Origin of the sequence: Streptomyces sp. NPDC051569, assembly GCF_044454085.1 — a bacterium.
In the GTDB taxonomy this organism is placed as follows: Bacteria; Actinomycetota; Actinomycetes; order Streptomycetales; family Streptomycetaceae; genus Streptomyces.
Genome location: NZ_JBITDJ010000006.1, coordinates 26,866 through 38,889 on the forward strand (window position 1 = coordinate 26,866; position 12,024 = coordinate 38,889).

Here is a 12,024-nt window from a genome sequence, read left to right on the forward strand (position 1 = left end):
GGGGGGGGGGCCGGGGGGGCGCGGGGGGGGGCCGGGGGGGGGGCGGGCGGGCGGGACCGGGGGGGGGGGGGGGGGGCGGGGGGGGGCGGGCCCCCCCCCCGACGGTGCGGTGGTGCGGTGGTGCGGTGGTGCGGTGACGCGGTGGTGCGGACGGTCAGGCCCAGGTGATCAAGCGCTTCGGCTGTTCCAGGACGGCCGCGAGGTCCGCCAGGACCCTGGAGCCCAGCTCGCCGTCGACCAGGCGGTGGTCGAAGGACAGCGCCAGCGTGGTGACCTGGCGGGCCTTCACCTTGCCCTTGTGGACCCAGGGCTGGAGCTTGATCGCGCCGACCGCCAGGATCGCGGACTCGCCCGGGTTGAGGATGGGCGTGCCGGTGTCGATGCCGAAGACACCGACGTTGGTGATGGTGACCGTGCCGCCCTGCATGGCCGCCGGGGTCGTCCTCCCCTCGCGGGCCGTGGAGACCAGCTCGCCCAGCGCGACGGCGAGTTGGGGCAGGGTCTTGTCGTGCGCGTCCTTGATGTTCGGGACGAGCAGACCGCGCGGGGTCGCCGCCGCGATGCCCAGGTTCACGTAGTGCTTGAGGACGATCTCCTGGGCGGCCTCGTCCCAGGCAGCGTTGATCTCGGGGTTGCGCTTGATGGCGACGAGCAGGGCCTTGGCGACGAGGAGCAGCGGGTTGACCCGCAGGCCCGCCATGTCCTTGTCGGCCTTGAGTTCCTCGACGAGCTTCATCGTGCGCGTCACGTCGACGGTGACGAACTCGGTGACGTGCGGCGCGGTGAAGGCGCTGCCCACCATCGCCGCCGCCGTGGCCTTCCGTACGCCCTTGACGGGGATACGGGTCTCCCGGCCCGCGGCCACGGGTGCGGCGGCGCCGGCCGGCGCCGCCACCACTGCCGCCAGCGTCTCCGGAGCGGGCACCGCGGACGGAGCCTGCGCCGTCGCCGCGTGGACGTCCTCGCGGGTGATGATCCCGTCCGGGCCGGTCGGGGTGATCGTCGCCAGGTCCACACCGAGGTCCCTGGCGAGCTTGCGTACCGGGGGTTTGGCGAGCGGGCGACCAGGAGCGGGCTCCGTGTCCGGAACCAGGGCGGGGGCGGGAGCCGGGGCGGGAGCCGCCTGCCCGTTCATCTCCGCCTGGATCGCGGCGGCCGCGGGCTCGGCCGCCGCCGCCTGCCCGGGCACCGGCGTGCCCCGGCGCGGGCGGCGCTTCGTGGACGCCTCGGAGACCCCGTACCCGACGAGGACCGGCTGACGGCCCTTCGGCGCGGCAGGATCGGCGGGGTCGGCAGGCGTGCCCGACCCGGCCGCCTCACCGGCGGCGGCGACCGGTCCTGCGGCGGCAGCGGGCTCCGGAGCCGGGCTGCCCGGCGCCACGTCCACCGTGATGATGGTCGCGCCGACGTCGACGGTCGTGCCCTCCTCGAAGCGCAGCTCGTGCACCACCCCGTCGTAGGGGATGGGGAGTTCGACGGCCGCCTTCGCGGTCTCGACCTCGCACACGACCTGTCCGTCGGTGACGGTGTCGCCCGGCTGTACGTACCACTTGAGGATCTCGGCCTCGGTGAGTCCCTCGCCCACGTCGGGCATCTTGAACTCGCGATAGCGCGTGGAAGTGTCAGCAGTCATGGTCACGGCAGTCCTCAGTACGCGAGCGAGCGGTCGACGGCGTCGAGCACCCGGTCCAGGCCCGGGAGGTACTCGTCCTCCAGGCGGGCCGGCGGATACGGCGCGTGGTAGCCGCCCACACGCAGCACCGGGGCCTCCAGGTGGTAGAAGCACCGCTCCGTGATCCGGGCGGCGATCTCCGCGCCGGAGCCGTAGAAGACCGGCGCCTCGTGCACGACGACCAGCCGGCGCGTCTTCTCCACCGACGTCTGGATCGTGTCGAAGTCGATCGGGGACATCGACCGGAGGTCGAGGACCTCCACCGACTTGCCCTCCTCGGCGGCGGCCGAGGCCGCTTCGAGGCAGACCTTCACCATCGGGCCGTACGCGGCGAGGGTCAGGTCCGTGCCGGCCCGCGCGACGGCCGCCTTGTGCAGCGGTCCGGGGATCAGCTCGTCGTTGACCTCGCCCTTGTCCCAGTAGCGGCGCTTCGGCTCGAAGAAGATCACCGGGTCGTCGCTCTGGATGGCCTGCTGCATCATCCAGTACGCGTCCGAGGCGTTGGACGGCGAGACGATCTTCAAGCCGGCGACGTGCGCGAACAGCGCCTCGGGGGACTCGCTGTGGTGCTCGACCGCGCCGATGCCGCCGCCGTACGGGATACGGATCACGACGGGCATCTTGATCTTGCCGAGCGCGCGGGCGTGCATCTTCGCGAGCTGCGTGACGATCTGGTCGTACGCCGGGAAGACGAAACCGTCGAACTGGATCTCCACGACCGGCCGGTACCCGCGCAGGGCGAGGCCGATGGCCGTGCCGACGATGCCGGACTCGGCGAGCGGGGTGTCGATGACCCGGCCCTCGCCGAAGTCCTTCTGCAGGCCGTCCGTGACGCGGAAGACGCCGCCGAGCTTGCCGACGTCCTCACCCATGATCAGGACCTTGGGGTCGGTTTCCAGCGCCTTGCGGAGCGACTCGTTGATCGCCTTCGCCAGGGGGAGCTTCTGTACGGCCATGGCTACTTGCCCTCCTCGGCGGAGCCGTTCCCGGCGGCGGAGCCGCTCTCGGAATCCTCGAACGACGCCTGGTACGCGGCGAACTGCGCGCGCTCCTCGTCGACGAGCGCGTGCCCGTCCGCGTACACGTTGTCGAAGATCGCCAGCGGCTCCGGGTCAGGCATGGCCCGTACGGCCTCACGCACCCGCTTGCCGAGCGTCTCGCTCTCCTCCTCCAGGGCCGTGAAGTACGCGTCGTCGGCCCAGCCCTCCCGCTCCAGATACCGGCGCAGCCGCAGGATCGGGTCCTTGGCCTCCCATGCCTCGGTCTCCTCGTTCGCGCGGTACTTCGTCGGATCGTCCGAGGTGGTGTGCGCGCCCATGCGGTACGTGAACGCCTCGACGAGCATCGGCCCCTCGCCCCGGCGGGCCCGCTCCAGCGCGGACCGGGTCACGGCCAGGCAGGCGAGTACGTCGTTGCCGTCGACCCGGACGCCCGGGAAGCCGTAGCCCTGCGCGCGCTGGTACAGCGGCACCCGCATCTGCTTCTCGGTCGGCTCGGAGATCGCCCACTGGTTGTTCTGGCAGAAGAACACCACCGGCGCGTTGTAGACGGCGGCGAAGGTGAACGATTCGGCGACATCGCCCTGGCTGGAGGCGCCGTCGCCGAAGTACGCGATCACGGCCGAGTCCGCGCCGTCCTTGGCGACGCCCATGGCGTAGCCGGTGGCGTGCAGCGTCTGCGAGCCGATGACGATCGTGTAGAGGTGGAAGTTGTTGGTGCTCGGGTCCCAGCCGCCGTGGTTCACACCGCGGAACATGCCGAGCAGGTTGGTCGGGTCGACCCCGCGGCACCAGGCGACGCCGTGCTCCCGGTAGGTCGGGAAGACATAGTCGTCGTCGCGCAGCGCGCGGGCCGAGCCGATCTGCGCGGCCTCCTGGCCCAGCAGCGATGCCCACAGCCCGAGCTCGCCCTGGCGCTGCAGCGCCGTGGCCTCGGCGTCGAAACGGCGGGTCAGGACCATGTCCCGGTACAGCCCGCGCAGCTCGTCCGGGGACAGGTCGATCTCGAAGTCCGGGTGCTCGACGCGCTCGCCCTCCGGGCTGAGCAGTTGTACGAGCTGAGGCTCGGAACTCTGCTGCTGCGGCGTCCTCTTAGCGCTGGCGCGCTTGGTGCCGCTGCTGCGTCGCGGTTTGCGCGCGGCAGTGCTCTCCACGGTCACGTGCGTGCTCCTCCGTCTGTCCGGCCCCCGGGATCCGCCGGGAACCAGTGCGGCTCGCCTGATGTCCGGCCGCGCGCACGGGGTGGGTGCGGCGCGATCGGGGCAGGCGTGACAGGTGCCCCGGCGAGCCCCTGTCACAGGCACGTTACCCAGTGGGCCGCACTAGTGCGAAACCCCATTTGACCTGCAATTTTGCTTGGATTTCCAAGTAAATCGGCAAAGTCGGGAACAACCACTGGTCACAGCCTTGCAGGCCGCCGGAACAACGGCACGTTATCCCGCTGATCTGCGGCAGGGAAGGGGTGAGTGTGTGAGACTGAAATTGTGCGGGAAAAGGGAAAAATCACGGTATTTCTGGTCGATGACCACGAGGTCGTCCGCCGGGGCGTGTACGAACTGCTCTCTGTCGAGGATGACATCGAAGTCGTCGGAGAGGCGGGCACGGCCGCGGACGCCATGGCCAGAATCCCCGCCACACGCCCCGACGTGGCCGTACTGGACGTCCGGCTGCCGGACGGCAGCGGCGTGGAAGTGTGCCGGGAGGTGCGCTCGCGCGACGAGGACATCCACTGCCTGATGCTCACCTCGTACGCCGATGACGAGGCGCTTTTCGACGCGATCATGGCCGGGGCCTCGGGCTATGTACTCAAGGCGATCCGTGGCAGTGAGCTGCTGACGGCCGTACGGGACGTGGCGGCGGGGCGCTCGCTCCTCGACCCGGAGGCGACGGCCCGGGTGCTGGCGCGGCTGCGTGACGGCACGGGACCGAAGAGCGACGACAAGCTGGCCGGCCTCACCGACCAGGAGCGCAGGATCCTGGATCTGATCGGCGAGGGCCTGACGAACCGGGTCATCGGCGAGCGGCTGCACCTCGCCGAGAAGACGATCAAGAATTATGTGTCCAGCCTGCTCTCCAAGCTGGGGATGGAGCGGCGGTCGCAGGCGGCCGCGTACGTGGCCCGGCTGCAGGCGGAGAAGCGCTGAGACAGCACCCGCTCCCGCCGCACGCGCCCGACCCTCACACCCGCCGCACCCGCCGCACCCGCACCCGCCGCACCCGCCGACCCCGCCGACCCCGCCACGCCCGGTCTTAATCGGGACCAACGTCCTCTTCATCCGGGGCCGCCTCCTCTGTCCGGCGAAGCCGCGCCGGCGGAGAGTGGACGGCATGTCCACCGAGGAAGTCCGCGCCCTGAAGCTGCTCAGCCTCGTCCCGTACGGACGGGTGGCGACGAGTATGCGCGCGATGCCCTTCGTGACTCCCGCCCGCCACATCGTCACGGACGGCGGCGTCCTGCTGCGGATGCACGCGGGCCATGGCTACCACCGGGCTTGCGGTGGGGGTGTGGTGGCGTACGGCGCGGACAACTTCGGAAACGGCGAGTTCGACCTCTGGTCGGTGCAGCTCACCGGCACGGCGGAGATCATCGTTCCGACGGCCCGCGAGCTGGAGCAGTTCGGCGGGGGGCCGCACCACGTGGACGGTCAACCGTTCGAGCCGGTCTATATGTGCCTTGTGCCGCAGTTTGTCACCGTACACATGCTCGACTACTCCCAGGAGCGACGGCCTCAACACGCAGCGTGATCTAACATCTGACAAGTGCCGCGCTCATATGAACTCGCTGCGCCTGCCGCGACCGCTTTCATCCCTTCGCCCGCCCCGCCTCCGGACGACACCCCACGTGCCCCACACGCCACGTCGGCCCCGCCCGTCCGTGCGCTGCTCCGCCGCTACCGCCACGCGGGCGAGCCACTGTCCTGCGAACCCGTCGCCCAGGGGCTGCTGAACCGCGGCTACCGGCTCGCGACCACCCGTGGCTCCTACTTCCTCAAGCACCATCTGGACGGCGACCACCAGGCCATCACCCGCCAGCACGGCGCCACCCAGCGGCTCCAGAGGCTCGGTGTGCCCGTCGCACCGCCCGTCGAGACCGATGACGGCGACACCGTCACCGTCATCGGCGGCCGCTGCTACGCCCTGCACCCCTGGGTCGACGGCCGTCACCGTGGCGGCGCCCAGCTGACGACCGCCGCTTCGGAACGCCTCGGGGGCCTCCTCGGCCTGGTCCACATCTGTCTGGAGCAGGTGATGGGACCGGACCCCGCGGCGCTGCCGTACGACAGCCCCGACCCCGCCGACACCTTCGCGCTCATCGACGAACTGCTGGCGCAGGCCCGCGGCCGTACCCCCAGGAGCACCTTCGACGACCTCGCCGAACACCGCCTCACGGAACGCCGTGGCCTGCTGGAACGCCACGCCCACCGCCGGCCGCCCCCGGGCGCCGAGCCGGCCACGGGCTGGGTGCACGGCGACTTCCACCCGCTGAACCTGCTCTACCGGGGCGCCGAACCCGCCGCGATCATCGACTGGGACCGGCTCGGCGTACAGCCGCGCGCCGAGGAGGCGGTACGGGCGGCGGCGATCTTCTTCGTACGGCCGACGGGCGAGCTGGAGCTGACGAAGGTACGGGCGTACGCGCGCGCCTACCGCCGCGCGGCCGGCGCGGACGCCACCGAACTGGCCGCCGCCGTCCACCGGGTGTGGTGGGAGCGGCTGAACGACTTCTGGATCCTGCGCTGGCGCTACCAGCTGGACGACCGAAGGGCCGACCCGCTGTTCGCGGCGGTGTCGGCCCTCGCGGTGTGGTGGACGCGGGAGTACGAAGCGGTGTGCGAGGCCTTCGCGGGGTGACGCGGGGCTTCGCGGGGGCGGCCCCGGGAATCCCCGCGAGCTGACCTCGCGGGGGCGGCTCCCGGACGCTGACGCCGGAGGCCTGCTCACCCCGCTCCCGGAGACCGGCTCCCGGAGGCAGGCTGACCGCCGGAGTCCGGCTCTCCCGAAGACCTGTCCGGAGGCCGGCTCTCCCGAAGGCCGTACAGGTCAGCCGGTCGTGTTGGCGCCCGGGTCACCGGCGGCGCCGGAGATGACACCCGTCCCGCCGGGACCGCCGTTGGTGCTCCCGGTGTTCCCGCCCGTCTCGGCGCCGCCGTTCGTACCGCCCTGGTTGGACGACCCGCCCGAGCTGGTCTCCCCGCCGGCGCCTTCCGAGGTGCCTTCGTCGCTTCCCTCGGTGCCGCCCTGCGTCGTCCCGCCGCTGCTGCCGGTCGATCCCGACTGACTCGGCGTCGACGGCGTCCTGGACGGCTCCTCGGTCCTGCTCGGCGTCTGGGACGGTGTGCGGGTCGGCCACTCCGGCTGCTGCTGACCGCCCGAGGAGCTGTTCTGCTGGTCGTCCTCGTCCGTCGAATCGTCCGACGGCGTCGAATCCGTGCTGGGCGACGACTCGGAGGAGGACACCGACGGGGGATCCGTGGTCTTGCCGTCCTCCGTACCGCCACCCATCCCGTTCACCGCGTACGCGACCCCCGCCACGATCGCGACCAGCGCGAGCGCGACGAAGAGCCACATCCGGCCCCGGCCGCCCCCGCCGCCCTGGTGGCCGCCGTCGTACCCGCCGCCGTATCCGCCGTCGTCCGGGTTCATCGGGGGCAGGATCGGGCCCTGCGAGGTGACGCCGTGGTGCGGGTGCGCCATCGCGGTCGTCGCGGCCATGCCCATCGCCGCGGCGCCACCGGCCTGCGCCGTGACCGGGCCGGTGCTCCAGTTGCCGGTGTGGCTGCCCTGCTGCTGCAGCATCTGCAAGCCGTACTGGATCATGCCGCGCATTTCCTCGGCGCTCTGGAACCGGTCGTCCGGCTCCTTCGCGAGCGAGCGCATGACCAGACCGTCCAGCTCCGGCGGGGCCACGCCGGAGACCTCGGAGGGCGGCACCGGGATGTCCTGGACATGCTGGTAGACCACGGAGAGCGGGGTCTCGCCGATGAACGGGGGACGCAGGGCCAGCAGTTCGTAGAGCAGGCAGCCGGTGGCGTACAGGTCACTGCGGTGGTCGACGGCCTTGCCCAGCGCCTGCTCGGGGGAGAGGTACTGCGGCGTGCCCATGACCATGCCGGTCTGGGTCATCGTCGACTGCGCGCCGTGCAGGGCGCGCGCGATGCCGAAGTCCATCACCTTGACCGCGCCGGCGTCGGTGATGATGACGTTGGCGGGCTTGATGTCGCGGTGCACGATGCCGTGCTGATGCGAGTAGGCGAGCGCCTCCAGCACGCCGGAAACGATGATCAGCGCCTGCTCGGGCGGCGGGGCCTCGGCGCTGACCAGCAGCTCGCGGATGGTGCGGCCCTCGACCAGCTCCATCACGATGTACGGCACGGTCTGCCCGTTGACGGTGTCCTCGCCGGAGTCGTACACCGCCACCACCGCGTGGTGGTTGAGGCCGGCGACCGACTGCGCCTCGCGTGTGAAGCGGGCCTTGGAGACCGGGTCCTCGGCGAGATCGGCCCGGAGCAGCTTGACGGCCACGGTGCGTCCGAGCCGTACGTCCTCGGCCGCGAACACCTCGGCCATGCCGCCGCGGCCGAGGCGGTGGGTCATCCGGTAGCGGCCGTCGCCGACCAGCCCCCCGACCAGCCCGTTGTCGCCCCAGGAGTCCGCGGCGTCCGACACGCCGCCAGCTTCGGGTTCGGGTGCCATCAGTCCTCGCCGTCGTTTCTGTCCGCTCGGTGACCGTGTGCGTGGTCCGCGGTATGTCTGTGTCTCAAGGGGTGCGTCTCAAGGGTGGCTATGCCACGTCACGCTACAGGCTTCCCGTGACACGCCGGTTCAGGATGGACCAGGCGTGAAACCCGTCGCCTCACGGCCCGTGCGCGTTCCATGCGCTTCCTGTAACGCTTCCGGGACGCTTGTCGTGCGTACGGTCACGGAACGGGCACCCGGCTTGACGTGTCTGTGACCTCGGGCAGACTTGGGCAGTCATATGTGATCACTGGGGGAAGCACAGTCATGAGCCAGGACGGCGCACGGGGAAGCTACGCGGGCCGTTCCGTCGCGGGCGGTCGGTACCAGTTCCGCGACCTGCTCGGCGAGGGCGGGATGGCGTCCGTCTACCTGGCGTACGACGTCGCGCTGGACCGTCAGGTCGCCATCAAGACCCTCCACTCCGAGCTGGGCCGCGAGCAGTCCTTCCGTGAGCGGTTCCGGCGCGAGGCCCAGGCTGTAGCCAAGTTGTCGCACACCAACATCGTCTCTGTGTTCGACACCGGCGAGGACGAGCTGGGCGGCGCGCTGATGCCGTACATCGTCATGGAGTACGTCGAGGGGCAGCCGCTCGGCTCCGTACTCCAGGCGGACATCGCGCGGTACGGCGCGATGCCGGCCGACAAGGCGCTCACCGTGACGGCCGATGTGCTCGCCGCACTGGAGACCAGCCACGAGATGGGCCTGGTCCACCGGGACATCAAGCCCGGCAACGTGATGATGACCAGGCGCGGCGTCGTCAAGGTGATGGACTTCGGCATCGCGCGCGCCATGCAGTCGGGTGTCGCCTCCATGACACAGACCGGCATGGTCGTCGGCACGCCGCAGTACCTGTCGCCCGAGCAGGCGCTGGGGCGGGCGGTCGACGCCCGCGCCGATCTCTACTCGGTCGGCATCATGCTCTTCCAGCTGCTGACGGGCCGGCTGCCGTTCGACGGGGACTCGCCGCTGGCGATCGTGTACGCGCAGGTGCAGGAGGAGCCCCCGGCTCCGTCCAGCTTCAACCGTGCGATCACCCCAGGGGTGGACGCACTGGTCGCGCGGGCGCTGAAGAAGGACCCGAACGAGCGTTTTCCCAGCGCGGCCGCGATGCGCGACGCGTGCGCGCGCGTGCTGACGGGCGGTCAGGCGGGCGGTCAGGCCGCCCCGGTGATCGCGCGGGGCGCACCACGGCCCGGCGGCGGGAGCATGGGTCCGGCGGCCTTCCCGCCGGTGGAGCGGCCGGCGCCGCCCTCGCACGGCGGGGGGCCGGGGCCGTACCAGCCGGGACCGTACGGCCCGCCGACAGGGCACCCGATGCGGGGGCAGGGTCACGGCACGGGTCACGGCACGGGTCCAGGCATAAGTCACGGCCCTGGCTACGGCTACGGCTATCCGCAGGCGGCCCCGCCGGCCCCGCCGTACCAGACCTCGCAGCCGTACGTCCTCTCGCCACGGACGGGTGCGGGTCCCGGCCGGGGGAGTCGCGGCGGTCACGGCGGTGGCGGCGGGCGGACCGCGGCGATCGTCATCGGTTCGGTCGTCGTCGGGATTCTGGCGATCGGCGGTCTGATCATGGCGCTCGCGCTGCAGTGAGGTTCCCCCGCTGCGCGGGGCCGCGCGGGATCGGCGGATCCGCTCCGCTCATCAGCCGGTCCGCGATGGCCGGACACCAGGCGCCGGGACAGAACCGGACCATGGCCACCGGTGAACGCACGAACGCCTATACGGACCCGGGCGTATACGGACCCGGGCGACCCGACGAAGGGGCGACCCGACGACGGCTGGAGCGTGGCGCCGCTGGAACGGGCGGACGACGGCGCGTTCGCCGAGGACACGGTGATCGGCCAGTACCCCCGGCACCGGCACCGCCGTCGAGCCCGTGAACCAGGAGTTCCAGCTGAGGACCGAGGGACTCGGCGGGCAGGGCCCGGCCGGCGCGTGCCGGGCCCGCCGGGACGTGTTTCCACGCTCCTGGCCGCTCCCCGGCCGTAGCGGACGGCCGTCTCCGAGATGCCCGCCGTATCCGTGCGTGTGAGGCTGGGCCGGTGACGTCAAGGCTCCGCACCCACTGCGCGATCACCGTCGCTTCCCTGCTGCTGACCGCGCCCGCCGCGTACGCCGAGGAATCCGCTCCCCCTTCCGCCACCGGTCCGACGGTGGCGCCGGAACCGACCGAGTCCCTTGCGGGACGGCCGGCCGGCGAGGGGCGTATCCGGCCGGGCAGGCCGTCGGGGTCTGAGATCTCACGGCCGCAGGACGAGAGCCCGAGCACGCGGCCGGACGAGAGGCCGGATGAGACGGCGGACGAGACGCCGGATGAGACGCCGGACGAAAGCCCTGGCGAGAGCCCGCCACCCGCCACGCACCCCGGCCGCTCTCCCGCCGCTTCCACGGCGCCCACCGCGTCCCCGTCCCCTGAGAAATCGTCCGCACCGGAGCCCAGCTCCCCCACGAGCGACGGGAGCACGGACGGGACGAAGAAGGCGGAGGATCCGCCCGTGGCATCCGCCGATCCCGAGCCGACCGGGGGGACGGGGGACACCGGTCACACGGGAGACACCGAAGGCATGTCCGAGGCACCCGCGACACCCCGGACCCCGCCGCCCGACGCGGCCCGCAAGCCGGACGCGAAGGCCGTCGGCACGTCCGTCGCACGACGCGTTCCCGTCCTGACACTGGGCGCCGGAATCACGCTGATCGGCCTGGGACTGGGGTTCCTCGGGCTACGGCTCCGCCGCCGCTGACCGGTCCCGTCATCCTTCCCGTCATCCTTACGGCGTACTGACGAGGTCAACCTCAGGTCCCTTGTCCGGCCCGGCCGGCCCGACGAACATACTGAGTATGTCGATTCGCCACGGGCTTCTCGCCCTGCTGGAGCGCGGTCCGCGCTACGGCTCCCAGTTGCGCGCCGAGTTCGAGACCCGTACGGGTGCCACCTGGCCGCTCAACGTCGGCCAGGTCTACACGACCCTCGGTCGTCTGGAGCGCGACGGCTTGGTCGCGATGAACGGCGCGGACGAGGCGGGTCACACGCTCTACACCATCACGCCGGCCGGCCGGGCGGAGCTGCGGTCCTGGTTCCGTACGCCCGTCGATCGCAGCAACCCACCCCGGGACGAGCTGGCGATCAAGCTCGCCATGGCGGTGGGCGCTCCGGGCGTCGACATCCGAGACGTCATCCAGTCGCAGCGCCGCCACACCATTCAGGCGATGCAGGACTACACACGGCTCAAGGGCCAGGCCCTGGAGGCAGGCCCGGCCGGCCGGGACGAGGTCGCCTGGCTGCTCGTCCTCGAACAGCTCATCTTCCAGACCGAGGCCGAGGCCCGCTGGCTCGATCACTGTGAGGTCCGGCTGATCCGGCTCTCGCTGATCCCGGAGACGGTGCCGGAGGCCGAGCCGGAGAGCCCGCCGTCAGCCCGGCCCGCCGTTCCGCCAACCGTTCCGCCAACCGTTCAGACGCCCGTACAGCCGGCCTCCGGCCGGCCGGCGCCGCGCCACTGAGCAGGACGCTCCCCGGAACACTTCGCACCGCATCTCGGCACACCACATCTCATCGCACCGCACAGCACCGCACCGCACCGCACAGCACTGAACCTCGTCACGCCGCCCGTC

The 12,024-nt window shown here is 71.6% G+C and carries 10 protein-coding genes; 6 read left to right on the forward strand and 4 right to left on the reverse strand.

All coding sequences use genetic code 11. The features are described from left to right. Window positions 1-154: 154 nt before the first annotated feature. From ACIBAE_RS12255 to pdhA, 3 genes are read right to left on the reverse strand one after another with little or no spacing between them, the layout of a single operon-like run. Window positions 155-1,633 carry a dihydrolipoamide acetyltransferase family protein gene (locus tag ACIBAE_RS12255; protein WP_399284322.1) on the reverse strand — a complete coding sequence of 493 codons (1,479 nt, stop codon included), beginning with the start codon at window positions 1,631-1,633 and terminating at the stop codon, window positions 155-157. A 14-nt stretch (window positions 1,634-1,647) separates the two neighbouring features. After that, on the reverse strand, window positions 1,648-2,628 hold the full coding sequence (locus ACIBAE_RS12260) for an alpha-ketoacid dehydrogenase subunit beta (RefSeq protein WP_399284323.1): 981 nt from the start codon (window positions 2,626-2,628) through the stop codon (window positions 1,648-1,650). Between the two features lie 2 nt (window positions 2,629-2,630). Next, window positions 2,631-3,830 (reverse strand): pyruvate dehydrogenase (acetyl-transferring) E1 component subunit alpha, encoded by a 1,200-nt coding sequence (gene pdhA, locus ACIBAE_RS12265; protein WP_399284325.1) that lies wholly within the window; start codon window positions 3,828-3,830, stop codon window positions 2,631-2,633. A gap of 324 nt (window positions 3,831-4,154) precedes the next feature. On the opposite strand from pdhA, the gene ACIBAE_RS12270 reads away from it, so the two are divergent. From ACIBAE_RS12270 to ACIBAE_RS12280, 3 genes are all read left to right on the forward strand, one after another. Beyond that, window positions 4,155-4,814, forward strand: a complete 660-nt coding sequence (locus ACIBAE_RS12270) for a response regulator (protein ID WP_399284326.1) — start codon at window positions 4,155-4,157, stop codon at window positions 4,812-4,814. Between the two features lie 184 nt (window positions 4,815-4,998). Beyond that, the gene (locus ACIBAE_RS12275) at window positions 4,999-5,415 is read left to right on the forward strand and encodes a pyridoxamine 5'-phosphate oxidase family protein (RefSeq protein WP_399284329.1); all 417 of its coding nucleotides are present in this window, start codon (window positions 4,999-5,001) and stop codon (window positions 5,413-5,415) included. A gap of 60 nt (window positions 5,416-5,475) precedes the next feature. Beyond that, entirely contained in the window at window positions 5,476-6,522 is a 1,047-nt protein-coding gene (locus tag ACIBAE_RS12280) for a phosphotransferase (protein WP_399284672.1), read from the forward strand. A gap of 189 nt (window positions 6,523-6,711) precedes the next feature. On the opposite strand, the gene ACIBAE_RS12285 is transcribed toward ACIBAE_RS12280, so the two are convergent. Continuing rightward, on the reverse strand, window positions 6,712-8,364 hold the full coding sequence (locus tag ACIBAE_RS12285) for a protein kinase (RefSeq protein WP_399284332.1): 1,653 nt from the start codon (window positions 8,362-8,364) through the stop codon (window positions 6,712-6,714). A 309-nt stretch (window positions 8,365-8,673) separates the two neighbouring features. Between ACIBAE_RS12285 and ACIBAE_RS12290 the strand changes: the two genes are divergently transcribed. From ACIBAE_RS12290 to ACIBAE_RS12300, 3 genes are all read left to right on the forward strand, one after another. Next, the gene (locus tag ACIBAE_RS12290) at window positions 8,674-10,002 is read left to right on the forward strand and encodes a protein kinase (RefSeq protein WP_399284334.1); all 1,329 of its coding nucleotides are present in this window, start codon (window positions 8,674-8,676) and stop codon (window positions 10,000-10,002) included. A 905-nt stretch (window positions 10,003-10,907) separates the two neighbouring features. Next, window positions 10,908-11,153, forward strand: coding sequence for a hypothetical protein (locus tag ACIBAE_RS12295; protein WP_399284336.1), 246 nt, complete (start codon window positions 10,908-10,910; stop codon window positions 11,151-11,153). A gap of 97 nt (window positions 11,154-11,250) precedes the next feature. Then, entirely contained in the window at window positions 11,251-11,913 is a 663-nt protein-coding gene (locus ACIBAE_RS12300; RefSeq protein WP_399284337.1) for a PadR family transcriptional regulator, read from the forward strand. Window positions 11,914-12,024 lie beyond the last annotated feature (111 nt).

What these genes read in the sequence shown, in the direction of transcription:
- ACIBAE_RS12290 (WP_399284334.1), top strand. Translation starts at nt 8,674, where the DNA reads ATGAGCCAGGACGGCGCACGGGGAAGCTACGCGGGCCGTTCCGTCGCG.
- ACIBAE_RS12275 (WP_399284329.1), top strand. Translation starts at nt 4,999, where the DNA reads ATGTCCACCGAGGAAGTCCGCGCCCTGAAGCTGCTCAGCCTCGTCCCG.
- ACIBAE_RS12255 (WP_399284322.1), bottom strand. Translation starts at nt 1,633, where the DNA reads ATGACTGCTGACACTTCCACGCGCTATCGCGAGTTCAAGATGCCCGAC.
- ACIBAE_RS12260 (WP_399284323.1), bottom strand. Translation starts at nt 2,628, where the DNA reads ATGGCCGTACAGAAGCTCCCCCTGGCGAAGGCGATCAACGAGTCGCTC.
- ACIBAE_RS12285 (WP_399284332.1), bottom strand. Translation starts at nt 8,364, where the DNA reads ATGGCACCCGAACCCGAAGCTGGCGGCGTGTCGGACGCCGCGGACTCC.
- ACIBAE_RS12300 (WP_399284337.1), top strand. Translation starts at nt 11,251, where the DNA reads ATGTCGATTCGCCACGGGCTTCTCGCCCTGCTGGAGCGCGGTCCGCGC.